Below are 21,644 nucleotides of genomic sequence, written 5' to 3'. Positions count from 1 at the left end.
GCCCCGGCTTGTCCCTCTCTTGACGGCATTCGCGCACCCTCCTACATTACTTCCAGATAGTAGAAATTCATTTCCACGATACGGAAGAGCTCACCGCGGGGCGCGACGGGAGTGCGAATCCGACAGTCGAAGCAGGAGTACTCAATGGCTCGTATGACCGCTGCCCGAGCGGCAGTCGAGATCCTCAAGCGCGAGGGCGTCAGCAACGCGTTCGGCGTGCCGGGCGCGGCGATCAACCCCTTCTACGCGGCGCTCAAGGCGTCCGGCGGGATCAACCACACCCTCGCCCGCCATGTCGAGGGCGCCTCGCACATGGCGGAGGGCTACACCCGTACGCACCCCGGCAACATCGGTGTCTGCATCGGTACGTCCGGTCCCGCCGGCACCGACATGATCACCGGTCTGTACTCCGCCATCGGTGACTCCATCCCGATCCTGTGCATCACCGGCCAGGCACCGACCGCCGTGATCCACAAAGAGGACTTCCAGGCCGTCGACATCGCCTCGATCGCCAAGCCGGTCGCGAAAATGGCGGTCACGGTGCTGGAGGCCGCACAGGTCCCCGGCGTCTTCCAGCAGGCCTTCCATCTCATGCGCTCCGGCCGGCCGGGCCCGGTCCTCATCGACCTCCCCATCGACGTCCAGCTCACCGAGATCGAGTTCGACCCGGAGACGTACGAGCCCCTCCCCGTCTACAAGCCGGCCGCGACCCGCGCCCAGATCGAGAAGGCCATCGGTCTCCTCAACGCCGCCGAGCGGCCGCTGATCGTCGCCGGTGGCGGTGTCATCAACGCCGACGCCGCCGAACTGCTCGTCGAGTTCGCCGAGTTGACCGGTACGCCCGTGGTCCCGACCCTCATGGGCTGGGGCCTGCTCCCCGACGACCACGAGCTGAACGCCGGCATGGTGGGCCTCCAGACCTCGCACCGCTACGGCAACGCGACCTTCCTGGAGTCCGACTTCGTCCTCGGCATCGGCAACCGCTGGGCCAACCGCCACACCGGCAAGCTGGACGTCTACACGGACGGCCGCAAGTTCGTCCACGTCGACGTCGAGCCCACCCAGATCGGCAAGATCTTCGCCCCGGACTACGGCATCGCCTCCGACGCGAAGGCCGCCCTGGAGCTGTTCGTCGAGGTGGCGAAGGAGTTGAAGGCGGCCGGCAAGCTGCCCGACCGCTCCGCCTGGGCCGCCTCCGCGCAGGAGCGCAAGGCGAGCCTCCAGCGCCGTACCCACTTCGACGACATCCCGATCAAGCCGCAGCGTGTCTACGAGGAGATGAACAAGGCCTTCGGCCCGGAGACCCGGTACGTCTCCACCATCGGCCTCTCGCAGATCGCCGGCGCCCAGATGCTGCACGTCTTCAAGCCGCGGCACTGGATCAACTGCGGCCAGGCCGGCCCTCTCGGCTGGACCATCCCGGCCGCGCTGGGCGTCGCCAAGGCCGACCCGGAGGCGCAGGTCGTCGCACTGTCCGGCGACTACGACTTCCAGTTCATGATCGAGGAGCTGGCCGTCGGGGCGCAGCACAAGATCCCGTACGTCCATGTCCTCGTCAACAACTCCTATCTGGGCCTGATCCGTCAGGCGCAGCGGGCGTTCGACATCGACTTCCAGGTCAACCTGGAGTTCGAGAACATCAACTCGCCCGAGCTGGGCGTCTACGGCGTCGACCACGTCAAGGTCGCCGAGGGCCTCGGCTGCAAGGCGATCCGGGTGACCGACCCGGCCGAGCTGGGCGCCGCCTTCGAGCAGGCCAAGAAGCTCGCGCAGGAGTACCAGGTCCCGGTGGTGGTCGAGGCGATCCTGGAGCGGATCACCAACATCTCCATGTCCACGACGAACGACATCAGCAACGTCGTCGAGTTCGAGGAGATCGCTACGGAGCCGGAGCACGCGCCCACGTCGATCAAGACGCTGAAGGTCTGACGCGTCCGCACACAGAAGGGGCGGTCCAGCCGAAAGGCTGGACCGCCCCTTTGCCGTGCTCCCCCGTCGGGGCCCGCCGCCCCCGTGTCGGCGGGCCCCTTGATGAGGACAATGTGCCCCGGTACGACGGTGGTTGAAGCCCCTTGAACAAGGTTCAGAGCTTGATTTGAGGTTTGCGTAGATCTCCTACGTCTCCTCCTACGCTCCTCCTCCGTCTTCTCCTATGCCTCCTCGTGATGCTCCGACAGCCCTGGCCAGTCGTCGGGGCCGCCGCCCTGCCATTCGATGAAGTCGCTCTCCGAGATGTCCGTGACATACAGATCGGCGAGCCGCAGGATCTCGCTCACGTCGTCCACGTGCGTGGCGATGCCCAGCGTCTCGTCGCCCTCGGTGACCCGCCGGGAGCCGTCCAGCGCCGGCGGATGCACCACGACATGATGCTGCTCCGTTGGATGTGCCATGCCTTCAGCCTCCTGCGGAAGCCGCCCCCGCGCACGCCGAAGAGCGCCGGGTACGGGACCGTCCGTACCCGGCGCTCTTCAGCCGGTGAGGTCTTCGGTTGTGGCCGTCCGGCGGCGCGAGGCTGGGCGCGACAGGACGTTCGCGCCGCCGGACGGGGTCTTGGGGGCTACGGACCGCGGCGGCAGCGATGGAACCGGGGGCTCCTTCCCTCTGGTCGAAGAAGGAGGCCGGGACCTTCACCACCGCACTGGCTCGCACGCCGCCGCGGTCCTCGCGTTGCCCGCGCCTTCGCCGGCGACCACCCCTCATCCGGGTCGCTCGGTGTCGTGCGCGGGCGGTGCGTCCGGCTCATGACCTCCCGTCAGGAACCGTACGCAGTCTGGGTGTTCAGTCCTCGCGCAGGGCGCGGACCGCCTCCTCCACGCGCTTGCCGTACTCGGGGTCGGCGGCGTGGAAGTGGGCCAGGTTCTTCTCGATCACGTCGTCGCGGGAGACCTGGGAGAGGCCACCGGCGATGTTCGCGATCAGACGGGACTTCTCCTCGGCGGACATCAGGCGGTACAGCTCGCCGGCCTGGAAGAAGTGGTCGTCCTTGGTGTGGAGCGGGGCCTCGTGGGTGCCGGTGTGGCCGGTCACCGCCAGCGGCGCCGACAGGGGGCGGCCGGTCTCCGCGGGGCCGTCGTAGGAGTTCGGCTCGTAGTTCTTCGCACCGCGGCCCTGGGAGTTGCTCGCCATGAGGCCGTCGCGACCGTAGTTCTGCGCGGTCGTCGCCTTGGGCGCGTTCACCGCGAGCTGAGTGTGGTTGACGCCCAGGCGGTAGCGGTGGGCGTCCGCGTAGGCGAACAGGCGGCCCTGGAGCATCTTGTCGGGGGAGGGGCCGATGCCGGGCACGAAGTTGTTCGGCGAGAACGCGGCCTGCTCGACCTCGGCGAAGACGTTGTCCGGGTTGCGGTCGAGGACCAGGCGGCCCACGCGCTGCAGCGGGTAGTCCTTGTGCGGCCACACCTTGGTGAGGTCGAACGGGTTGAAGCGGTAGTCCGCCGCCTCGGCCGCCGGCATGAGCTGGACGTAGAGGGTCCAGGAAGGGTGCACGCCCCGCTCGATGGCCTGGAGCAGGTCCGTCTGGTGCGAGTTGGCGTCCTTGCCCGCGAGCTCGGCGCCCTGCTCGGCGCTCAGGCAGCGGATGCCCTGGTTGGTCTTGAAGTGGTACTTCACGAAGAAGGCGTCGCCGTCGGCGTTCGTCCACTGGTAGGTGTGCGAGCCGTAGCCGTTCATGTGGCGGTAGGACGCCGGGATGCCGCGGTCGCCCATCAGCCAGGTCACCTGGTGCGTGGCCTCGGGGGCGTGCGCCCAGAAGTCCCAGACGTTGTCCGGCTCCTGCTTCCCGGTGAACGGGTCGCGCTTCTGTGAGTGGATGAAGTCGGGGAACTTGATCGGGTCCTTGATGAAGAACACCGGGGTGTTGTTCCCGACGAGGTCGTAATTGCCCTCGGCCGTATAGAACTTCAGGGCGAAGCCGCGCGGGTCACGGACCGCGTCCGCGCCGCCGAGGCTGTCGGCGACCGTCGAGAAGCGCAGGAACACCTCGGTCCGCTTGCCCACCTCGCTCAGGAAGTCGGCGTGGGTGAAGCCGGTGACGTCGTCGGTCACCTCGAAGTGGCCGTACGCACCCGAGCCCCGGGCGTGCACCACGCGCTCCGGGATGCGCTCGCGGTTGAAGCGCGCCAGCTTCTCCAGCAGGTGCTGGTCCTGGAGGAGGAGGGGGCCGCCGACGCCGGCGGACGCTGAGTTCTGGTTGTCGGCGACCGGGGCGCCGGCCTCGGTCGTGAGCACGCGCTTCGACATCGGGGACCTTCCGTGCGGTGGCACTTCCGTGCTGGTGGCAGCGGAAAACTATTTCCGCTTGGTGGAGCCTAGAAGTGAAGGAATCTGGGCGTCAACAGTTTGTTGAAGCTGTTTGCAGCATTGATTCCGGGCGGCGCCCCGCCTGGGCGCGACAGGACAGGTGTCAGCGGGGCGCCGCCCGGAAGTCTCGGGGGTGTGGGTCCTGGGTCAGACCTGGGCGCCGGACAGGCGCTCCACGGCCCGCAGCAGGGCCGAGTGGTCCAGGCCGCCGTCACCCTGGGCGCGCAGGGACGCGACCAACTGGGCGACCACGGCGCCGACCGGCAGGGCGGCACCGACATTGCGGGCGGCGTCCGTGACGATGCCCATGTCCTTGTGGTGCAGGTCGATCCGGAAGCCCGGCTTGAAGTCGCGGTTCAGGAAGTTGTCCTTCTTCCGCGTCAGCACGGTCGAGCCCGCCAGGCCGCCGTTTAGCACGTCCAGGGCCGCCTGGAGGTCCACGCCGGACTTCTCCAGGAAGACCACGGCCTCGGCGCACGCCTGGATGTTCACGGCGACGATCAGCTGGTTGGCCGCCTTCACGGTCTGACCCGAACCGTGCGGACCGCACAGCACGATGGTCTTGCCGAGGGCTTCGAGGATCGGCTTCGCGGTGTCGAAGTCGGCCTGCTCGCCGCCGACCATGATCGACAGTACGGCCTCGATGGCACCGGCCTCACCGCCGGACACCGGTGCGTCAAGGACGCGGATGCCCTTGTCCTTGGCCGCCTTCGCCAGGTCGACCGAGGTCTGCGGGGTGATCGAGGACATGTCGATCAGCAGGGCGCCGGACTTCGCGTTCTCCAGGATGCCGTCGGGGCCGTAGGAGATGGCCTCGACATGGGGGGAGGCCGGAACCATCGTGATGACGACGTCGGCATCCTTCACGGCCTCGGCGATCGAGGCGGCGGCGGTACCGCCGGCCGCGGCGAGGCGGTCCAGCTTGTCCTGCTCCAGGGTGAAGCCGGTGACCTGGTAGCCCGCCTTGATGAGGTTCTCGGACATGGGGGAGCCCATGATGCCGAGGCCGATCCAGGCGATCTTGGGAAGCGTGTTGCTCATGATGGGGTGCCTTTCGGGTAACGGGTTCAGCGGGGCAGCCAGTCGAAGGCCTCGGCGCTCGGGCGGTCGCCCGGCTTGTACTCGAGGCCGACCCAGCCGTCGTAGCCCGCCTTCTGCAGCTGGTCGAGGAGCTCTTCGAGGGGGAGCGATCCGGTACCCGGCGCGCCGCGCCCCGGGTTGTCGGCGATCTGGACGTGGCCGGTCTTCGCCGCGTACTCCTCGATCACCGCCGGGAGGTCCTCGCCGTTCATGGACAGGTGGTAGAGGTCCATGAGGAACTTCGCGTTGTCCAGGCCGGTCGCCTCGTTGACCTTGTCGACGACGCTCACCGCGGCCGGTGCGCTGACCAGCGGGTACAGCGGCGACTCGGGCTCGTTGAGGGCCTCGATCAGCAGGATCGCGCCGATGCGGTCGGCCGCGCGGGCCGCCAGGGCGAGGTTCTCCAGCGCGAGCGCGTCCTGCTCGGCCGGGTCCACGCCCTCGACGCGATTGCCGTACAGGGCGTTGAGCGCCGTGCAGCCCAGCGAGGCGGCGAAGTCGGCGGCCACGTCGATGTTGGCGCGGAACCTCTCCGACTCCTCGCCCGGGATCGACAGGGCGCCGCGGTCGGGGCCGGGCAGCTGACCGGCGTAGAAGTTCAGACCCGTGAGCTGGACGCCCGCGTCCTCGATCGCCTTCTTCAGGGCGTCGAGCTCGGAGCGCTCGGGAGTGGGGGAGTCGACCCAGGGCCACCACAGCTCGACCGCGGTGAAGCCCGCCGCGGCGGCGGCCGCGGGGCGCTCCAGGAGCGGGAGTTCCGTGAAGAGGATCGACAGGTTGACGTTGAAGCGCTGCTCTGCGAATCCCATGGGGGTCGGCGCTCCCTTCCGTGTCAAGATTCCGTATTGCGGAAGTTCGTTTCTGCTTAATGGAAGATTGCCGTTCTGGGCTGTGCCTTGTCAAGACCTGTGACTTCCCCCACCCGGTCCTGCCCGGGCCAGGAAGCCCTACCTACGTTCGATGAAATGCCCTCCCACCGCCCCGCTCCGTTCGAATTCGACGTCGACCTGAGCGCTCACGAAATGCTCCGGCGGGCCCACGTCCTGGACGCGCTCGGCCCCGACTGGGACCCCGTCGCGGCCCTGCGCGGTGAGGAGGAGGCGTATGAGCTGCTGTACTCCGGCCTCGACGCGGACCAGCGGCGGATCTACGACGAGCTGGTCTCGGCCGGTGTGCTCCCGCCGCGAGGAGGCGGGCATGCTGCCGCGTGACCCCCAGGCCGACATAGGCCGCGGCGCCTGGGTGGCCTGCCCGAACTGCGACGACCGTCAGGGGTGCGGCGACTGCGAGCAGAACCGCACCTGCTCCGAGCACTGGCGCTATCTGCTCTCCCACACCGGCAGCCTTCTCCATCTGCAGTGCCGCTCCTGCACCCACGTCTGGACCCACGAGACACGTGAGCTCACCCTCGCCCGGCAGCGGTCCGTGCCCGTCGCCGCGCTCACCGCCGACCTCGCCACCGAGAACGACGCGACACGGCTCGCGCGTTCGGGGGCCCCGGTCAAGCAGGTGCTCACCGACGGGCTGTGCCATCTGGAGGCGGCGATGCTCGCCGGGCAGCTGGAGGGATGGCTGCCCGAGAACACCCGGCTGCTGTTCGTGGAGAACGTCGGCAACCTGGTCTGCCCCGCCTCCTACGACCTGGGGGAGACCCTGAGGGTCATCCTGGCCTCCGTCACCGAGGGCGAGGACAAGCCGCTCAAGTACCCCACCGCCTTCGGTCTGGCCCAGCTGGTCGTGGTGACCAAGACCGACATCGCGGAGGCGGTCGAGTTCGACGAGGCCGTGTTCCGCGCGAACGTGGAGCGGGTCAATCCGGGCGTGGAGGTGGTGCTGACCTCGGTACGCCGGGGGCAGGGCATCGGCACGCTGCTCGACCGGGCGCTGGCCGCCGCGGAGGGGGCGACGCCGCATACGCCGGTCATGGCCCGCGCGGCCGCGGCTCCGGCTGCCGTCCGCCCGTGAGCGCGCCACCGCACTCGCCCGCCGTCCCCGCGGATCCACCGCACCGCCGTCGGGTCGTCGTCCGGGGCGTGGTGCAGGGCGTGGGCTTCCGGCCGTACGTCTACGGGCTCGCCACCGAACTCGCCCTCGTCGGGCATGTGACCAACACGCCGGAGGGCGTCATCGCCGAGGTCGAGGGCAGTGCCTCGGCCGTGGCCCGGTTCTGCGACCGGCTCGCGGTGCAGGCTCCGCCGCTGGCCCGAGTGGAGTCCGTCCAGCATCAGGAGCTGCCCGCCGCCGGGGACGCGGCGTTCACCATCCTCGCCTCCCGCGTCGGCGGCCCGGCCCGCACCCTGGTCTCCCGCGATGCGGGCCCACCCCCTGGGCGCGGGCTCCGTGATCGTCGGCGAGGCCGTCGAGGCCCATCCGGGCATGGTCGTGGCCCGGACCGGCCTTGGCGGGACGCGCGTGGTCGACCTGCCGCTGGGGGAGCAGCTGCCGCGGATCTGCTGAGCCGTGACCGGCGCCGGAGGGGCTGCCCGAACGATCGCGGGCGCGTTAGGTTGAGCGCGTGCGATTGAGAGTGGAGTTCACGACCGAGCCCTTCGACCTGGATGAGGCGCCCGCGCACGCGCTGGCCGCCCGCGAGGTCATCGAGGCCGCCGAGCTCGACGCGGTGGACGTCGGCCCGTTCGGCAACACGGCGGAGGGCGGCACCGACGCCGTGCTCACCGCCGTGGACGCTCTGCTGCACAAGGCCCTGGAGGCCGGCGCCACCCGGATCTCGCTCCAGGTCAACGTGGTCGGGGAGGGCACGGAGTGACCGGCACCGGCGACGAGCCCTTCATCGCGGCCGTGAAGCCGCTGGTCGACGCCATGGGTGGCGAGATCCTCCCGCCGGACGAGGCGAGCCCCGAGGACGTCGTGCTCTCCTGGGAGGGCGCCGACGTCGTCGCCGTACGCCTGCCCCAGCTCGCCGACTCCCTCGATCACATCCTGGCGGCCATGGAGCGCAGGAAGGGCAAGCCGCTCGCCGACCTCGACCGCAAGGCCAAGCAGGAGGTCGTACGGATACTGGAGGCGCGCGGCGCCTTCTCCGTGCGGCACGGCGTGGAGACCGTGGCGAGCGCGCTCGGCGTGAGCCGCTTCACGGTCTACAACTACCTCAACCGTGAGAAGGGCGCCTGACGCGTCACTCTGTGTTTCGGATTGTTTCGAGACCGCGAATTTTCAACAAAGTGTTGACGTCTCGTCGTCGTAGGGCGTTAGCTATCGGCACGCCAGTTCAGCACGAAGGCCCTTCGCGGCCACGGAGGCTCCCGTGACGTCGAAATCCACGCCCCCGGGCCTGACCCGGTTCAACGCCCTGGAGGAGCACGCGGCCCACGCCGCCCTCCATGAGGCGTGCGCCTCCACGGCCTGGGTGAAGCGGCTGCTCGCCGCCCGCCCCTACGCCACCGTCGGCGACCTCTACGCCACCAGCGACGCCGCCATGGCCGAGCTCACCGCCGATGACCTCGCCGAGGCCATGGCCGGGCACCCGCCGATCGGCCGCCCCAAGCCGGGCGACCCGACCTCGGCCCGGGAGCAGAGCGGCATGGCCGGCGCCTCCGAGGAGCTCAAGGCGGAGCTGCTCGAACTGAACCTGGCCTACCAGGACCGGTTCGGCCATGTCTTCCTGATCTGCGCCACCGGCCGGACCGGCGAGCAGATGCGCGACGCGGTCAAGGAGCGGATCGGCAACTCGCCGGAGCAGGAGCGGGAGATCGTCCGCACCGAGCTGGGCAAGATCAACCGTATTCGGCTCGCCCGCATCGTCGACATCGTCGAAGAGAAAGCCTGACCCATGAGCACCAGCACCACCGCTTCCGTGTCCACGCACATCCTGGACACCAGCGTCGGCCGCCCCGCCGAGGGCGTCGCCATCGAGCTCTCCGCCCGCAGCGGCCGGGATGCCGTATGGCAGGCACTCGGCGGCTCCGCGACCGACGCGGACGGCCGGTGCAAGGACCTCCCGGCGCTGCCGGAGGGCACCACACACGTACGGCTCGACTTCGCGGTGGAGCCGTATTTCGAGAAGAAGCAAGCCGATGCGCAGCAGGACGCCCCCGCGAATCGGGACAGCGGTGCCGTGTTCTTCCCCGAGGTGGCGATCACCTTCGCCGTGAAGCCCGGGGAGCATTACCACGTGCCGCTGCTGCTCAACCCGTTCGGCTACTCCGTTTACCGAGGGAGCTAGCAGACATGCCCACGATCCTGGGACAGAACCAGTACGGCAAGGCCGAGAACCGAGTCGTAAAGATCACGCGGGACGGCGCCACCCACTACATCAAGGACCTGAACGTCTCCGTGGCCCTGTCGGGCGACATGGACGAGGTCCACTACTCCGGCTCGAACGCCAACGTCCTGCCGACCGACACCACCAAGAACACGGTGTACGCGTTCGCCAAGGAGCACGGCATCGAGTCCGCCGAGCAGTTCGGCATCCACCTCGCCCGCCACTTCGTGACGAGCCAGGGCCCGATCCACCGGGCCCGGATCCGCATCGAGGAGTACGCCTGGGAGCGGATCGAGGCCTCCGACGCCAACTCGCAGTTCATCGGCGCCGACGAGGTGAAGCACTCCTTCGTCCGCCAGGGCCAGGAGACCCGGCTCACCCAGATCACCTACGACGGTGAGTCGTGGGAGGTCATCTCGGGTCTGAAGGACCTCGTCGTGATGAACTCGACCAACTCCGAATTCTGGGGCTACGTCAAGGACAAGTACACGACGCTCAAGGAGGCCTACGACCGCATCCTGGCCACCCAGGTCTCCGGCCGCTGGCGCTTCAACTGGACCGACGACGAGCAGCGGATGCCCAACTGGGAGAAGTCCTACGAGCAGACCAAGAAGCACATGCTCCAGGCCTTCGCCGAGACGTACTCCCTCTCGCTCCAGCAGACCCTGTACCAGATGGGTTCGCGGATCATCAACAACCGCAGCGAGATCGACGAGGTCCGCTTCTCCCTCCCGAACAAGCACCACTTCCTGGTGGACCTGGAGCCGTTCGGGCTGAAGAACGACAACGAGGTGTACTACGCCGCCGACCGCCCCTACGGCCTGATCGAGGCCACCATCCTGCGGGACGGCTGCGAGGCGAAGATCCCCATGGACCTCACCAACCTGTAGCAACTCCCCATATCGGCACCCGCGGCCGGTGCGCTCCCCCGAACCGGCCGCGGCACTCAAATCCCCCAGGGTCCTGCCGTGCCCTCTCCACATCAGCGCAAAGGACGAATCATGGCAGCAGCCCAGCGCATCGTCATCGAGAACTGTTCGATCGCGACGGTGGACGCCAGTGACACCGAGTACGCGAGCGGCCATGTCGTCATCGTCGGCAACCGCATCGAGTCGCTCGGCGCCGGCAGGGCCCCCGAGGGCCTGGAGAACGTCGTACGCCGTATCGACGCCACCGGGCACCTGGTCACCCCCGGCCTGGTCAACACCCACCACCACTTCTACCAGTGGATCACCCGGGGCCTGGCCACCGACCACAACCTCTTCAACTGGCTCGTCGCCCTCTACCCGACCTGGGCCCGCATCGACGAGCCGATGGTCCGCTCCGCCGCGCAGGGCTCGCTGGCGATGATGGCCCGCGGCGGTGTCACCACCGCCATGGACCACCACTACGTCTACCCGCAGGGCTCCGGTGACCTGTCCGGCGCCATCATCGGCGCCGCCCGCGACATGGGCGTCCGCTTCACCCTCGCCCGCGGCTCCATGGACCGCAGCGAGAAGGACGGCGGGCTGCCGCCGGACTTCGCCGTCGAGACCCTCGAAGGTGCCCTCGCCGGGACCGAGGAGACGGTGAAGCAGCACCATGACTCCTCCTTCGACGCGATGACCCAGATCGCCGTCGCCCCGTGCTCGCCGTTCTCCATCTCCACCGAGTTGTTGAAGCAGGGTGCCGAGCTCGCCCGTCGCCTCGGGGTGCGCATGCACACCCACGGTTCGGAGACCGTGGAGGAGGAGAAGTTCTGCCACGAACTGTTCGGCATGGGCCCGACCGACTACTTCGAGTCCACCGGCTGGCTCGGCGAGGACGTGTGGATGGCGCACTGCGTCCACATGAACGACTCCGACATCGCCGCGTTCGCCCGTACGAAGACGGGTGTCGCCCACTGTCCTTCGTCGAACGCCCGCCTGGCGGCCGGTATCGCCCGCGTCCCCGACATGCTCGCCGCCGGCGTCCCGGTCGGCCTCGGCGTCGACGGCACCGCCTCCAACGAGTCCGGCGAACTGCACACCGAACTGCGCAACGCGCTGCTGATCAACCGCCTGGGTGCGCACAGGGAAGCGGCTCTGAACGCCCGGCAGGCCCTGCGTCTCGGTACGTTCGGCGGGGCCCAGGTCCTCGGCCGCGCCGCCGAGATCGGCTCGCTGGAGCCCGGCAAGCTCGCCGACCTGGTGCTGTGGAAGCTGGACACCCTCGCCCACGCCTCCATCGCCGACCCGGTGACCGCGCTGGTCTTCGGCGCGGCGGCCCCGGTCACCGCGTCCTTCGTGAACGGCCGGCAGATCGTCGAGGACGGGCGGCTGCTCACGGCCGACGAGGACGCGATCGCCCGCGCGACGCGCGAGCAGGCGCAGCGGCTGGCCCGCATCGCCGCCGGACAGTAACTCCCCCTTGCTGTACGGCACTTGAGCTCCGACCGGGAGGGACGGCTCCCGGTCGGACAGCCGTGGACCCGAGCGGGGTTCATGGCGGCCGTCTCCGGGGCGTGCGTTGGACGCGTGCGCCCCGGAACGGTCACCGTCCTTCGGTCCCGCACGACCGCGTACCACCTCCCTGAAACCACACGTCAGAGCCGACGTGTTACCCGACCGGAGGAGCCGCCCGTGTCCGCCCACCCCGTCGACGAGAAACTCCCCGCCCTCAAGATGGCGACCACCGGCCTCCAGCACGTGGCCGCCATGTACGCCGGAGTCGTCGCCCCGCCCCTGATCGTGGGCGCGGCCATCGGCCTGACCCCCGCCGAACTGACCTTCCTCACCGGCGCCTGTCTCTTCACCGCGGGTATCGCCACCTTCCTCCAGACCCTCGGCATCTGGAAGATCGGCGCCCGGCTGCCCTTCGTCAACGGCGTCACCTTCGCCGGTGTCGCCCCCATGACGGCGATCGTCGCCTCCACGGAGGACAAGTCCGACGCCCTGCCGATCATCTTCGGCGCGGTGATCGTCGCCGGTCTGCTGGGCTTCCTCGCCGCGCCCTTCTTCAGCAAGGCGGTGCGCTTCTTCCCGCCGGTGGTGACGGGCACGGTGATCACGCTCATAGGTGTGTCGCTGCTGCCGGTCGCCTTCGGCTGGGCACAGGGCCCGAATCCGGCGGCCGAGGACTACGGCTCGATGACGAACCTGGGCCTGGCGGCGGCGACGCTGCTGATCGTCCTGATCCTCCGCCGCTTCACCCGAGGCTTCGTCAAGCAGATCGCGGTGCTGCTGGGCCTGGTCATCGGCACGCTCCTCGCGATCCCGTTCGGCGTCACGGACTTCGCACCGGTGGCGGACGCGGACGTCATCGGCTTCCCGACCCCGTTCCACTTCGGCGCCCCGCAGTTCCAGCTCGCCGCCATCGTTTCTCTCTGCGTGGTGATGGTGGTGTCGATGACGGAGTCGACGGCCGACATGCTGGCGCTGGGCGAGATAGTCGACCGCCCGGCGGACGAAAAGACGATCGCGGCGGGTTTGCGCGCAGACACCCTGGGTTCGGCGATCAGCCCTCTGTTCAACGGCTTCATGTGCAGCGCCTTCGCCCAGAACATCGGCCTGGTGGCGATGACGAAGATCCGGAGTCGCTACGTCGTCGCCACGGGCGGTGGCTTCCTGGTGCTGATGGGCCTGTGCCCGATGGCGGCGTCGCTGATCGCGGTCGTACCCCGCCCGGTCCTCGGCGGAGCGGGCGTGGTCCTCTTCGGCTCGGTGGCCGCGAGCGGCATCCAGACCCTGGTCCGGGCCGGCCTGGACAAGGACAACAACGTCCTGATCGTCGCCGTCTCCCTGGCCGTCGGCATCGTCCCCATCACGGCACCGGAGTTCTACCACGCCTTCCCCGAGACGGTCCGCATCGTCCTGGACTCCGGCATCTCGACGGGCTGCGTGGCGGCGGTGGCACTCAACCTGGTCTTCAACCACCTGGGCAGGCAGCCGGAGGCCCAGGACGTCACCCACCCCATGGAGGCGGGGGAGGAGATCACCGGGGCGACCCGGGCCCCGGCCACGCCATGAGGTTGGCGAACAGCTCGGCCTGCCGCAGATCACCGGCTGGGGCCCCGCTCAACTCACGGACCCGGCCGGTGAACTCGGCGAGTGCGACGGCAGGTTCGCAGCCCTCCCGGGCCGTCGCTCCCGCTAGAGCCCGAACAGGCTCGGATCCGTCGACAGTTCCTTGAAGTAGTCCTGTGGATTCGCCACCAGCTTGCGTTCCTTCAGGTTCAGCAGGCCGCCGACGCCCGTGAGTTCGGCCGCGATCGTGCCGTCCGTCTTGCTTATGGTCTGGCGGACGGTGAAGGTCCTGCCGTCCGACCAGTCGAAGGCGCAGGTCACGTCTATCTCGTCACCGGCGAGGAGTTCGCGTTTGTAGCGGATCGTGGTCTCCAGGGCGACGGGGCCCACGCCTTGGCCCATGAGGCCCGTCTGGCTGATGCCCGCGGCCTGGAGCAGCGACCAGCGCGCGTGCTCCGCGTAGTTGATGTAGACGCTCTGGTTGACGTGGCCCTGAGTGTCGGTCTCGTAGCCGCGGACGGTGATCCGGACGGAAAACGGCTCGGTCACTGCTTCCCCTTCTGACTGGCGATGCCCCCTCGGCACCGATCTTGACATGTACGTCACGCTCGACGCGGGGATGCCAGCAGATAGCGCGCCCGGGTGCGAGGCTCGGTGTACTCGCCGACCTGCCAGCCCGCCTCTTCCAGTGTCGCCGCGCAGCCCCGCAGCCGCGCCCCGTCGCTATCGCGCACGGCGACCGCCTCCGGCTGCGGGGTCGCCCGCACCAGGTAGCCGTCCTCGCTGTCCGCCCCGGCCGGGGTGTGCCCGGCGGCCTCCAGGGCGAGGGCCGCGGCCTGCACCAGATGGGTGCGCTCCCAGCCGCAGGGCCGGTCCGTCGCCCCGTCCGGGTTGGTCATCCGACGCAGCTCCAGCAGCCCCTGCCAGGCCCCGCGCACCTCACGGAGACGGGCCGGACCCGGTTGCGGGGCGTCCTCCTCGCCGCCGATCCGCGCGGCGAACACCCCGTCGGCCGTGGAGACGGAGGGCTCCGGTGGCGCCGTCGGCTCGGCCTCCCGTATCCGGTGCCCGGCCGGCGTCAGGAAGTGGTCGTGCGGTGGCCGCGGGTGCCGGAAGGCCAGCCCCCGCTTCACCAGCGCCGCGAGCTGTGCCTCCGTACCCCTCAGTCGCCCGGTGTCGGGATCGGCGGCGTCGATGACACGCCGCTGGGCAGCGGTCGGTGGTCTGGTCACGGCGTGCTCCTCCCCGGGCGCTCGGGAATCCGCCCCACCGGCACCGATCCCCACTGCCAGGAAGGCTACGACCCGGGTCTGACATTCCACCCGGCGATCACCGGCCGCCCGTGCTCGGTGCCCAGCCGGCACAGCGTCCCTGTGGCCAGCTGGAACAGCGCCCCGTCCGAGGGCGGCAGCCCGAGCCGCCGGGCCGTGAGCACCCGCAGGAAGTGCCCGTGCGCCACCAGCACCACGCACCCCTCCGTGTTGGCGAGCGCCGCGTCCACCTTGGCCAGCATCCGGTCGGCCCGCTCCCCGACCTCCTCCGGGCTCTCCCCGGGATGGTCCGGCGGCCCCGGCGCGACCCCGTCCGAGAACAGGAACCAACCCGGCCGCTCCCGCTGGATCTCGACGGTCGTGATGCCCTCGTAGCCGCCGTAGTCCCACTCCCGCAGATCGACGTCGACCCGCACGTCGTGCAACCCGATCAGCTCGGCCGTCTCCCGGGCCCGCTGCGCCGGGCTGACGAACGCCGCCCCGATGCGATGCGAGCGGATCAGCGGCACGAGCCGCCGGGCCTCCTCACGGCCGTGCTCGGTGAGGGGTACGTCGGTCGAGCCGGTGTGCCGTCCGGAGCGGGACCACTCGGTCTCGCCGTGCCGGACAAGAAAAAGATCGCTCATGCCTCACAGGCTAAGAGCCCAGCGTTCCAACTCCATGAAGTCGCCCTCCCGCAGCCCCCTCCGCGCGTCCACCGGCAGCAATAGCGCCGCCCCGTCGTGGTGCGCCGCGACATGCCGTACGTCGAGGTCGGTGATCATGTCGTCGACCCAGACGAACGGCCGCCCCGCCGCCCACGCCACCACATGCCGGGTCTTCCAGTACAGCCCCTCGGGATCCGTGCCGAACAACTCGGGCCACTCGATCACCGGCAGATCGGCCGGCAGCCCGATCACCGGCGCGATCATCTCGTTGGCCTGGTGCTGCCAGGTGGTCGCCCATGCGAGGTCGTAAGGCAGGGTCAGGAGCCGTGCCCCGTGCCCCGGATGCAGGCGCACCTTCAGGCCCCGCCGCAGCCGCCGCGAGCCCGGTGTCTGGCGCGCCGCCCAGTTCGCCGGGCTCAGCCGCCGGGTGACATAGCCGCGGTGGCGGAGGAACGGGGCCCGGAAGGGGTTCAGGGGGCCGTCCACGTCCAGGAGCAGCAAGGGGCGAGTACTCATGGACGTGTCCTACCCATCCGGGCGGTCAGCTCTGCCGGTACCCGCTCAGGAACCGCCCGATCCGCCCGATCGCCGCCTCCAGGTCCTCCGCGTACGGCAGGGTCAGGATGCGGAAGTGGTCGGGGGCCGGCCAGTTGAAGCCCGTGCCCTGGACGACCTGGATCTTCTCGCGCAGCAGCAGGTCCAGGACGAACTTCTCGTCGTCGTGGATCTTGTGCACCTTGGGGTCGAGGCGCGGGAAGGCGTACAGCGCGCCCTTCGGCTTCACGCAGGACACGCCGGGGATCTCGTTGAGCTTCTCCCAGGCGACGTCGCGCTGTTCGTGCAGACGGCCGCCGGGAGTCGTCAGATCCCGGATGGACTGTCGGCCGCCGAGGGCCGCCTGGATGGCGTACTGGGCGGGCGCGTTGGCGCACAGCCGCATGGAGGCCAGCATGGTCAGGCCCTCCAGATAGTCCTTGGCGTGCTGCTTCGGACCCGTGACGACGAGCCAGCCGGAGCGGAAGCCCGCCACCCGGTACGTCTTCGACAGGCCGCAGAAGGTGAGGACCACCAGGTCGGGGGCGAGGGTGGCGACCGAGTGGTGCACGGCGTCGTCGTAGAGGATCTGGTCGTAGATCTCGTCGGCGAACACCATCAGGCCGTGGCGGCGGGCCAGGTCGAGGATGCCCTCCAGGATCTCCTTGGGGTAGACCGCGCCGGTGGGGTTGTTCGGGTTGATGATGACCACGGCACGGGTGCGGTCCGTGATCTTCGACGCCATGTCCTCCAGGTCCGGGTACCAGTCGGACTGCTCGTCGCAGAGGTAGTGGACCGCCTTGCCGCCGGCGAGGGTCGTCACCGCCGTCCACAGCGGGAAGTCCGGGGCGGGGATGAGGATCTCGTCGCCGTCCTCCAGCAGTGCCTGTACGGCCATGGAGACCAGCTCGGACACGCCGTTGCCGAGGAAGACGTCGTCGACGCCGACCTCCAGGCCGAGCGTCTGATAGCGCTGGGCGACGGCGCGGCGGGCGGAGAGGATGCCGCGCGAGTCGGTGTAGCCGTGCGCCTGGGGGAGCATCCGGATCATGTCCTGGAGGATCTCGTCCGGCGCCTCGAAGCCGAAGAGCGCGGGATTGCCGGTGTTCAGGCGCAGCACGCTGTGGCCCGCCTCCTCCAGCGCGTTCGCGTGCTCGATCACCGGGCCGCGGATCTCGTAACAGACCTCGCTGAGCTTGCTCGACTGCCGGAACTCCATGCGCGCTCGCCTCTCCGGTTTCGTGTGTTGCTTGGTTTTACCAAGTTCGAGCTTGGAAAGTCCAACAACATGTCTAGACTGCGTCGCATGTCACCTCGCCGAAGCTACGACCAGTTCTGTTCCGCCGCCCGCGCGCTCGACGTCGTCGGCGACCGCTGGACCCTGCTGATCGTCCGGGAGCTGCTGGCCGGCCCGCGGCGCTACACCGACCTGCACGCCGACCTGCCCGGCGTCAGCACGGACGTGCTCGCCTCCCGGCTGAAGGACATGGAGCGCGACGGGATCAGTACGCGGCGACGGCTGCCGCCGCCCGGTGCGGCGTACGTCTACGAAATCACCCCGCGCGGGCGGGAGTTGCTGCCCGTGCTCCAGGCGCTGGGCGAGTGGGGACAGGTCGAGCTCGGTGAGCGGCGGCCCACCGACGCGGTGCGCGCGCACTGGTTCGCGCTGCCGCTGTCGCGTGCCCTGGAGGGGGAGGGGGTCGTCGAAGTGCGGCTGGAGGAAGGGGAGTTCCACCTGTACGTCGGCGCCGAGGACGGGCCGGTCTACGGGGACGGGCCCGCACCGGGCGAGCCGGACGCGCGGCTGGTCCTGGACTCCGGGACCTGCGAGGCCGTCGCGCGCGGGGAGTTGCGCGTGACCGACGCCGTACGGGACGGTCGTATCGAGGTGACCGGCGAGGGCACGCTCGCGAAGGTGCTCAGGGAGGCGTGAACGGCAAAGGGGCCCACCGCCCCCGCGGTGAGCCCCTTGTGAGGAGGGGTCAGACGCCCGTAGGCCGCCCCGTCCCCCGCGTCAGCGCATAGCCGCCGACACCCGCCAGCGCGGCCAGCGCACCGCCGATCGCCGTCCACACCCACCGGTCGGACCACCAGCCGGACGCCCAGCCGTCCTCGGGCTCGATGCTGGACAGCACCGCCGAGGCCGACGAACTCTCCTCGTCCTCCTGCGACTTCACCGCGACACCCGGCACGAGGGGCTCCGCAAGCGAGCCGTCCACCGCCGCCGAACCGCCGATGTCCTTCGAGTCGACCCGGACCGAGGCGTCCATCGGCAGACCGAGGTCGGAGGTGGGTACGTCCACGGCCGTCAACCGGATGTAGTACGTGCCCGGCAGCGGGTCATTGGCCCACTGCTCCGACCAGGCCCGGACCGTGCGCAGCACACAGGTCAGCTCCACGGAGGCGGCACCGGCCGCGGCGGTGCGCGTCTGGGCGCCGTACTGGCAGGCCTGGCGGCGCCGCAGACCGTCGTACACATCGATCTGCCAGCTCTCGGCGGCGTGCGTGTCCGGCAGCTTCACCGTGGCCTTGACGGTGGGGCGCTGTCCGGCGTCGGCCGGGAAGGACCAGTACAGGTAGTCGCCCGTGGAGGCGCTCGCGGTGGCCTCCTGCCCCTGCTCGACCTCGGTCGCCGTACGGAAGGAGGTGCCCGCCGTGGTCGGCGCGCTCCCGTCCTGCGAGGCGCTCGGGGACGGCGTGGAGTCGGCGACGGCCGGGGCGGCCGCCAGGCCCAGCATGAGCAGCGCGGTGCTCAACACACGTGTGATCCGCATCAGTTGGTCCTCCAGACCGCGACCCGCCAGCGTGACACCCAGCCCCACACGAGACCGGCGAGGAAGCCGGTGAGGACGAGCGCGCCGAGCAGCCACCAGCCGCGGCCGAGGCCGAAGGAGGCCACGTCGCTCGACGTCGACGGTCCGTTCACTACGTCGACCGTCAGCTCCAGCGGCAGCCCGGGCGTGGTCTGCACACCGGACCCGGCCGAGAAGGAGTGGGTGACCTGGAGACACACGGTCTCGGCGGTCGCGGTGTCCTCGTCGTCGGCCTCGGCCTTCGGGTGGCGCAGTCCGGTGGACACGACGTCCGTACGGCCGTTGCCCGCCGCCTCGCCGCGCACCATCTCCCGGCCGCGCTCGGTCACGGCACGCAGCAGCACCCCGTAGGTGGGGTTCACCGCGCGGTCGGCCGACACGCTCACGGACGCCCGCAGCTCCTGGCCGGGCTCGACGTCGACCCGGTACCAGCGCTGCTGGCCGAACTCCGCGCGGTCGGTGTACAGGCCGGACTTCAGCGTCGGCGCCTTGGCGCACTGGTCCGCGCCCGTCGTCGCGACGGGCGTCACCACCGGATCGGCCGCCCGGTCCACCAACTGGTTAACCTTGTCGGCGAGTTCGTCGGTGTGCTCGACCGAGGTGAAAGTACCGCCGGTCGCCTCGGCGATACAGCTGAGCTGCTGCCGCAGCTTGGTGTTGGGTACCAGGCCGAGCGTGTCGATGGTCAGGCCGATGCCCTTGGCCGCGATCTCGCGGGCCACCTCGCACGGGTCGAGCGGGGCGCAGGTGTCCTCGCCGTCACTGATCAGCACGATGCGCTTGGAGCCCTCGCCGCCGTCCAGGTCGTCGGCCGCCTTCAGCAGCGCGGGGCCGATCGGCGTCCAGCCGGTCGGCGTCAGGGTGGCCACCGCCGTCTTGGCCTCGGTGCGGTCCAGCGGGCCGACCGGGTAGAGCTGCGCGGTGTCCTTGCAGCCCGTCTTGCGGTCGTCGCCCGGGTAGTTGGCGCCGAGGGTGCGGATGCCGAGCTGGACCTCCTCGGGGGTCGCGTCCAGCACCTCGTTGAAGGCCTGCTTCGCCGCGGCCATCCGTGACTGGCCGTCGATGTCCTTCGCCCGCATCGAGCCGCTGACGTCGATCACGAGATCGACTTTCGGAGCGGTGGCGGTGGTCTCGTCGGCGACCGCCCCGGCCGGGAAGGCTATCCCGGCCGTGAGCGCGGCGAGCAGGGCACAGACCCCGGCCGCCAGCCGTGTTCTTGTGATCATCGGCGGATCCTATTGAGCCCAGGTGTCCCGTTCCAAAACGGGTTCAGAACACCTCGCTGACCAGCGGATTGGGCAGATCGGCCCACTGATCCCCGGCCGTCCCCGGCGACAGCCGCATCAGCGACAGCGCCTTCGTCGGCACCGGCTCCTCGCGCAGTGCCGCCAGATCCCCGGTCCGCGGCAGATCCCGTACGACCGCCTCCAGCGCCCCGCGCAACGCCGCGCCCGAGCCCGCCGTACCCGCCAGCCCGCCCGCCACCAGCGAGCCGAACAGCTTGCGGCGCAGGGTCGGTACATCGTCCGTGACGATCCGGCCGGACAGCTCCGGCACCGGGATGCCGTGCCCGGCCAGCCGCGCCGGGCTCACCCGGATGTCGGCGAGGTCGCGGTAGACCAGCCGCACCGGCCGGCCGTCGGCCGACAGCACCACCAGCAGATTCTGGCCATGCGCCTCCAGCGCGACCCCCAGCTCCAGCAGCCGCAGCCCCACGGTGAGCGCGAGACGCGTGAACTCGGCGAACCAGACGGGCGATTGCTTGATCGTCGCCAGCGCGGCCACCGGCACGACCCGCTCACCGGGCCCCGCGTAGGCCTGCGGCGACTCCCGCACCACCGCCGCCAGATCCGGCGAGCCGGCGGTGGCGGCCCCCAGAGTGCGGGTCATGTGCAGCAGCCCGTCCGTGCGCGCCGCCAGGGTCTCCGCGAAGTCAGACAAGATCGCCGACAGACCGATGGAGTACACCGAGATGTCCCGTACCGACGACGTCAGCCGAGCACTCAACGCGGTCTTGACATGCGGCCCGCCGGGCAGCGCGAGGGTGCGCAGGGACATCAGCGGATGCGCGGCGATCCCGGTGTCGTAGGGATCGCGGGGCCGCTTGAGCACATGCTCGGCCTGCCATGGATGCACCGGGATCAGCAGCCGCTCCCCGTCCCGCATCCCGTCCGGCCACGCCCCGGTCACCAGGCATTCGTCCGCCCGCACCGGCATCAGCCCCAGCGTCACCACCGGCCGGTGCTCGGGCCCGTACGCCAGCTGCTCGGCGACCGAGAACCCGGGCCTGGAACGGCAGTTGGGATGGAACGGATGCCCGTCCACCACCCGCTGCTCCCACTCCCACTCCAGCACCGGCCACTCCTTCGAGTGGCCCTCCTGGCCTGCCCGCGAGAGCGCCAACGAGGCGACACTGTGGCCGAGTTCGGCCGCGAAGGCCGCACCGTGCGGCACGGCGAGGTCGGTCAGCAGCCGGGCCGGATCGTCGTACGGCGTCCCGTCGAGATCTACGGCGGTGACATACGCGGCGGTGGCGTACGGGTCGGCACGCGGGCCGTGCAGCCGGCGGCCGTCCGAGAGGCGCAGCGTGAGACCGTCCCGGGAGGGCTCGCGGCGGGCCACCCAGGGCAGCGGCTCATGGGCGAGCGCACGCCACAGCCGGGTCAGTACGGCCGCTCGGGCGCCGGGCAGTTCGGCGGCGTGGCGCGGGGCGAGCTCGGGTCGGACATCGGCCAGTTCCGCGGCGACCTCGGCCTCGTCGCTGGAGGGACGGTGCACGGGCGGGCTCCTCGGGTACG

Annotated in this window: 23 protein-coding genes and 2 pseudogenes; 13 read left to right on the top strand and 12 right to left on the bottom strand. The window is 70.1% G+C overall.

Features of this window, described 5'->3' with window-relative positions; translation table 11 throughout:
• Window positions 1–144: 144 nt before the first annotated feature.
• The gene (gcl, locus tag IE325_RS03215; protein WP_190068086.1) at window positions 145–1,929 is read left to right on the top strand and encodes a glyoxylate carboligase; all 1,785 of its coding nucleotides are present in this window, start codon (window positions 145–147) and stop codon (window positions 1,927–1,929) included.
• A 221-nt stretch (window positions 1,930–2,150) separates the two neighbouring features.
• Here gcl and IE325_RS03210 read toward each other — a convergent pair whose 3' ends face one another.
• The 4 genes from IE325_RS03210 to IE325_RS03195 all read right to left on the bottom strand — a co-directional run bounded on the left by IE325_RS03210 (window position 2,151) and on the right by IE325_RS03195 (window position 6,185).
• A complete protein-coding gene (locus IE325_RS03210; RefSeq protein WP_190068085.1) occupies window positions 2,151–2,390 on the bottom strand; it encodes a hypothetical protein in 240 nt (79 codons plus the stop codon).
• Between the two features lie 388 nt (window positions 2,391–2,778).
• Complete coding sequence (locus tag IE325_RS03205; protein WP_190068084.1) at window positions 2,779–4,236, bottom strand: catalase; 1,458 nt, start codon at window positions 4,234–4,236, stop codon at window positions 2,779–2,781.
• Between the two features lie 207 nt (window positions 4,237–4,443).
• On the bottom strand, window positions 4,444–5,337 hold the full coding sequence (locus IE325_RS03200) for a 2-hydroxy-3-oxopropionate reductase (RefSeq protein ID WP_190068083.1): 894 nt from the start codon (window positions 5,335–5,337) through the stop codon (window positions 4,444–4,446).
• Window positions 5,338–5,363: 26 nt separating this feature from the next.
• On the bottom strand, window positions 5,364–6,185 hold the full coding sequence (locus IE325_RS03195) for a TIM barrel protein (RefSeq protein ID WP_190068082.1): 822 nt from the start codon (window positions 6,183–6,185) through the stop codon (window positions 5,364–5,366).
• 156 nt (window positions 6,186–6,341) lie between these two features.
• On the opposite strand from IE325_RS03195, the gene IE325_RS45935 reads away from it, so the two are divergent.
• The 11 genes and pseudogenes from IE325_RS45935 to IE325_RS03140 all read left to right on the top strand — a co-directional run bounded on the left by IE325_RS45935 (window position 6,342) and on the right by IE325_RS03140 (window position 13,584).
• Window positions 6,342–6,587, top strand: a complete 246-nt coding sequence (locus IE325_RS45935) for a DUF6400 family protein (RefSeq protein ID WP_229911625.1) — start codon at window positions 6,342–6,344, stop codon at window positions 6,585–6,587.
• Entirely contained in the window at window positions 6,574–7,341 is a 768-nt protein-coding gene (gene hypB, locus IE325_RS03185; RefSeq protein WP_229911624.1) for a hydrogenase nickel incorporation protein HypB, read from the top strand. The genes IE325_RS45935 and hypB overlap by 14 nt, the downstream gene beginning before the upstream one ends.
• Window positions 7,338–7,691, top strand: a pseudogene (locus tag IE325_RS03180) (acylphosphatase); the annotation flags it as partial. The gene hypB and the pseudogene IE325_RS03180, both read left to right, overlap by 4 nt.
• Window positions 7,684–7,833 (top strand): annotated as a pseudogene (locus tag IE325_RS03175) (hydrogenase expression/formation protein HypE); the annotation flags it as partial. The pseudogenes IE325_RS03180 and IE325_RS03175, both read left to right, overlap by 8 nt.
• Window positions 7,834–7,891: 58 nt before the next feature.
• Window positions 7,892–8,143, top strand: a complete 252-nt coding sequence (locus IE325_RS03170) for a YkoF family thiamine-binding protein (protein WP_190068080.1) — start codon at window positions 7,892–7,894, stop codon at window positions 8,141–8,143.
• Window positions 8,140–8,508 (top strand): helix-turn-helix domain-containing protein, encoded by a 369-nt coding sequence (locus IE325_RS03165; protein WP_190068079.1) that lies wholly within the window; start codon window positions 8,140–8,142, stop codon window positions 8,506–8,508. Before IE325_RS03170 ends, IE325_RS03165 begins: the two co-directional genes overlap by 4 nt.
• A gap of 133 nt (window positions 8,509–8,641) precedes the next feature.
• Window positions 8,642–9,163 (top strand): 2-oxo-4-hydroxy-4-carboxy-5-ureidoimidazoline decarboxylase, encoded by a 522-nt coding sequence (uraD, locus tag IE325_RS03160; RefSeq protein ID WP_190068078.1) that lies wholly within the window; start codon window positions 8,642–8,644, stop codon window positions 9,161–9,163.
• A 3-nt stretch (window positions 9,164–9,166) separates the two neighbouring features.
• The gene (uraH, locus tag IE325_RS03155; protein WP_190068077.1) at window positions 9,167–9,559 is read left to right on the top strand and encodes a hydroxyisourate hydrolase; all 393 of its coding nucleotides are present in this window, start codon (window positions 9,167–9,169) and stop codon (window positions 9,557–9,559) included.
• 5 nt (window positions 9,560–9,564) lie between these two features.
• Window positions 9,565–10,488, top strand: a complete 924-nt coding sequence (gene pucL, locus IE325_RS03150; RefSeq protein WP_190068076.1) for a factor-independent urate hydroxylase — start codon at window positions 9,565–9,567, stop codon at window positions 10,486–10,488.
• A gap of 111 nt (window positions 10,489–10,599) precedes the next feature.
• A complete protein-coding gene (locus IE325_RS03145) occupies window positions 10,600–11,979 on the top strand; it encodes an 8-oxoguanine deaminase (protein WP_190068075.1) in 1,380 nt (459 codons plus the stop codon).
• A 219-nt stretch (window positions 11,980–12,198) separates the two neighbouring features.
• A complete protein-coding gene (locus IE325_RS03140) occupies window positions 12,199–13,584 on the top strand; it encodes a nucleobase:cation symporter-2 family protein (RefSeq protein WP_190068074.1) in 1,386 nt (461 codons plus the stop codon).
• Window positions 13,585–13,707: 123 nt separating this feature from the next.
• Here the strand turns inward: IE325_RS03140 and IE325_RS03135 are convergent, their stop codons facing one another.
• The 5 genes from IE325_RS03135 to IE325_RS03115 form a co-directional block, all read right to left on the bottom strand.
• Window positions 13,708–14,130, bottom strand: a complete 423-nt coding sequence (locus IE325_RS03135; RefSeq protein ID WP_190068073.1) for an acyl-CoA thioesterase — start codon at window positions 14,128–14,130, stop codon at window positions 13,708–13,710.
• 53 nt (window positions 14,131–14,183) lie between these two features.
• Window positions 14,184–14,813 carry a hypothetical protein gene (locus IE325_RS03130; RefSeq protein ID WP_190068072.1) on the bottom strand — a complete coding sequence of 210 codons (630 nt, stop codon included), beginning with the start codon at window positions 14,811–14,813 and terminating at the stop codon, window positions 14,184–14,186.
• Between the two features lie 65 nt (window positions 14,814–14,878).
• Window positions 14,879–15,478 (bottom strand): histidine phosphatase family protein, encoded by a 600-nt coding sequence (locus tag IE325_RS03125; RefSeq protein WP_190068071.1) that lies wholly within the window; start codon window positions 15,476–15,478, stop codon window positions 14,879–14,881.
• 3 nt (window positions 15,479–15,481) lie between these two features.
• Window positions 15,482–16,015 carry an HAD domain-containing protein gene (locus tag IE325_RS03120; RefSeq protein ID WP_190068070.1) on the bottom strand — a complete coding sequence of 178 codons (534 nt, stop codon included), beginning with the start codon at window positions 16,013–16,015 and terminating at the stop codon, window positions 15,482–15,484.
• 25 nt (window positions 16,016–16,040) lie between these two features.
• Window positions 16,041–17,252 (bottom strand): pyridoxal phosphate-dependent aminotransferase, encoded by a 1,212-nt coding sequence (locus tag IE325_RS03115; RefSeq protein WP_190068069.1) that lies wholly within the window; start codon window positions 17,250–17,252, stop codon window positions 16,041–16,043.
• A gap of 87 nt (window positions 17,253–17,339) precedes the next feature.
• Here IE325_RS03115 and IE325_RS03110 point away from each other — a divergent pair, with 87 nt between their 5' ends.
• A complete protein-coding gene (locus IE325_RS03110) occupies window positions 17,340–17,966 on the top strand; it encodes a winged helix-turn-helix transcriptional regulator (RefSeq protein ID WP_190068068.1) in 627 nt (208 codons plus the stop codon).
• 49 nt (window positions 17,967–18,015) lie between these two features.
• Here the strand turns inward: IE325_RS03110 and IE325_RS03105 are convergent, their stop codons facing one another.
• From IE325_RS03105 to IE325_RS03095, 3 genes are read right to left on the bottom strand one after another with little or no spacing between them, the layout of a single operon-like run.
• On the bottom strand, window positions 18,016–18,807 hold the full coding sequence (locus IE325_RS03105) for a hypothetical protein (protein WP_190068067.1): 792 nt from the start codon (window positions 18,805–18,807) through the stop codon (window positions 18,016–18,018).
• On the bottom strand, window positions 18,807–20,072 hold the full coding sequence (locus tag IE325_RS03100; RefSeq protein WP_190068066.1) for a VWA domain-containing protein: 1,266 nt from the start codon (window positions 20,070–20,072) through the stop codon (window positions 18,807–18,809). Before IE325_RS03100 ends, IE325_RS03105 begins: the two co-directional genes overlap by 1 nt.
• 43 nt (window positions 20,073–20,115) lie before the next feature.
• Window positions 20,116–21,624, bottom strand: coding sequence for an IucA/IucC family protein (locus IE325_RS03095; RefSeq protein WP_190068065.1), 1,509 nt, complete (start codon window positions 21,622–21,624; stop codon window positions 20,116–20,118).
• Window positions 21,625–21,644 lie beyond the last annotated feature (20 nt).

The organism is Streptomyces lanatus (genome assembly GCF_014655715.1).
Taxonomy (GTDB): Bacteria; Actinomycetota; Actinomycetes; order Streptomycetales; family Streptomycetaceae; genus Streptomyces; species Streptomyces lanatus.
Note: the sequence above shows the minus strand (reverse complement) of the source record. Positions and strands in the feature narration are given on the sequence as shown.

Excerpts from the sequence above, each read along its gene's own strand:
- gcl (WP_190068086.1), top strand. The coding sequence starts at position 145 with ATGGCTCGTATGACCGCTGCCCGAGCGGCAGTCGAGATCCTCAAGCGC.
- IE325_RS03210 (WP_190068085.1), bottom strand. The coding sequence starts at position 2,390 with ATGGCACATCCAACGGAGCAGCATCATGTCGTGGTGCATCCGCCGGCG.
- IE325_RS03205 (WP_190068084.1), bottom strand. The coding sequence starts at position 4,236 with ATGTCGAAGCGCGTGCTCACGACCGAGGCCGGCGCCCCGGTCGCCGAC.
- IE325_RS03200 (WP_190068083.1), bottom strand. The coding sequence starts at position 5,337 with ATGAGCAACACGCTTCCCAAGATCGCCTGGATCGGCCTCGGCATCATG.
- IE325_RS03195 (WP_190068082.1), bottom strand. The coding sequence starts at position 6,185 with ATGGGATTCGCAGAGCAGCGCTTCAACGTCAACCTGTCGATCCTCTTC.
- IE325_RS45935 (WP_229911625.1), top strand. The coding sequence starts at position 6,342 with ATGCCCTCCCACCGCCCCGCTCCGTTCGAATTCGACGTCGACCTGAGC.
- hypB (WP_229911624.1), top strand. The coding sequence starts at position 6,574 with ATGCTGCCGCGTGACCCCCAGGCCGACATAGGCCGCGGCGCCTGGGTG.
- uraH (WP_190068077.1), top strand. The coding sequence starts at position 9,167 with ATGAGCACCAGCACCACCGCTTCCGTGTCCACGCACATCCTGGACACC.
- pucL (WP_190068076.1), top strand. The coding sequence starts at position 9,565 with ATGCCCACGATCCTGGGACAGAACCAGTACGGCAAGGCCGAGAACCGA.
- IE325_RS03145 (WP_190068075.1), top strand. The coding sequence starts at position 10,600 with ATGGCAGCAGCCCAGCGCATCGTCATCGAGAACTGTTCGATCGCGACG.
- IE325_RS03125 (WP_190068071.1), bottom strand. The coding sequence starts at position 15,478 with ATGAGCGATCTTTTTCTTGTCCGGCACGGCGAGACCGAGTGGTCCCGC.
- IE325_RS03120 (WP_190068070.1), bottom strand. The coding sequence starts at position 16,015 with ATGAGTACTCGCCCCTTGCTGCTCCTGGACGTGGACGGCCCCCTGAAC.
- IE325_RS03115 (WP_190068069.1), bottom strand. The coding sequence starts at position 17,252 with ATGGAGTTCCGGCAGTCGAGCAAGCTCAGCGAGGTCTGTTACGAGATC.
- IE325_RS03110 (WP_190068068.1), top strand. The coding sequence starts at position 17,340 with ATGTCACCTCGCCGAAGCTACGACCAGTTCTGTTCCGCCGCCCGCGCG.
- IE325_RS03105 (WP_190068067.1), bottom strand. The coding sequence starts at position 18,807 with ATGCGGATCACACGTGTGTTGAGCACCGCGCTGCTCATGCTGGGCCTG.
- IE325_RS03100 (WP_190068066.1), bottom strand. The coding sequence starts at position 20,072 with ATGATCACAAGAACACGGCTGGCGGCCGGGGTCTGTGCCCTGCTCGCC.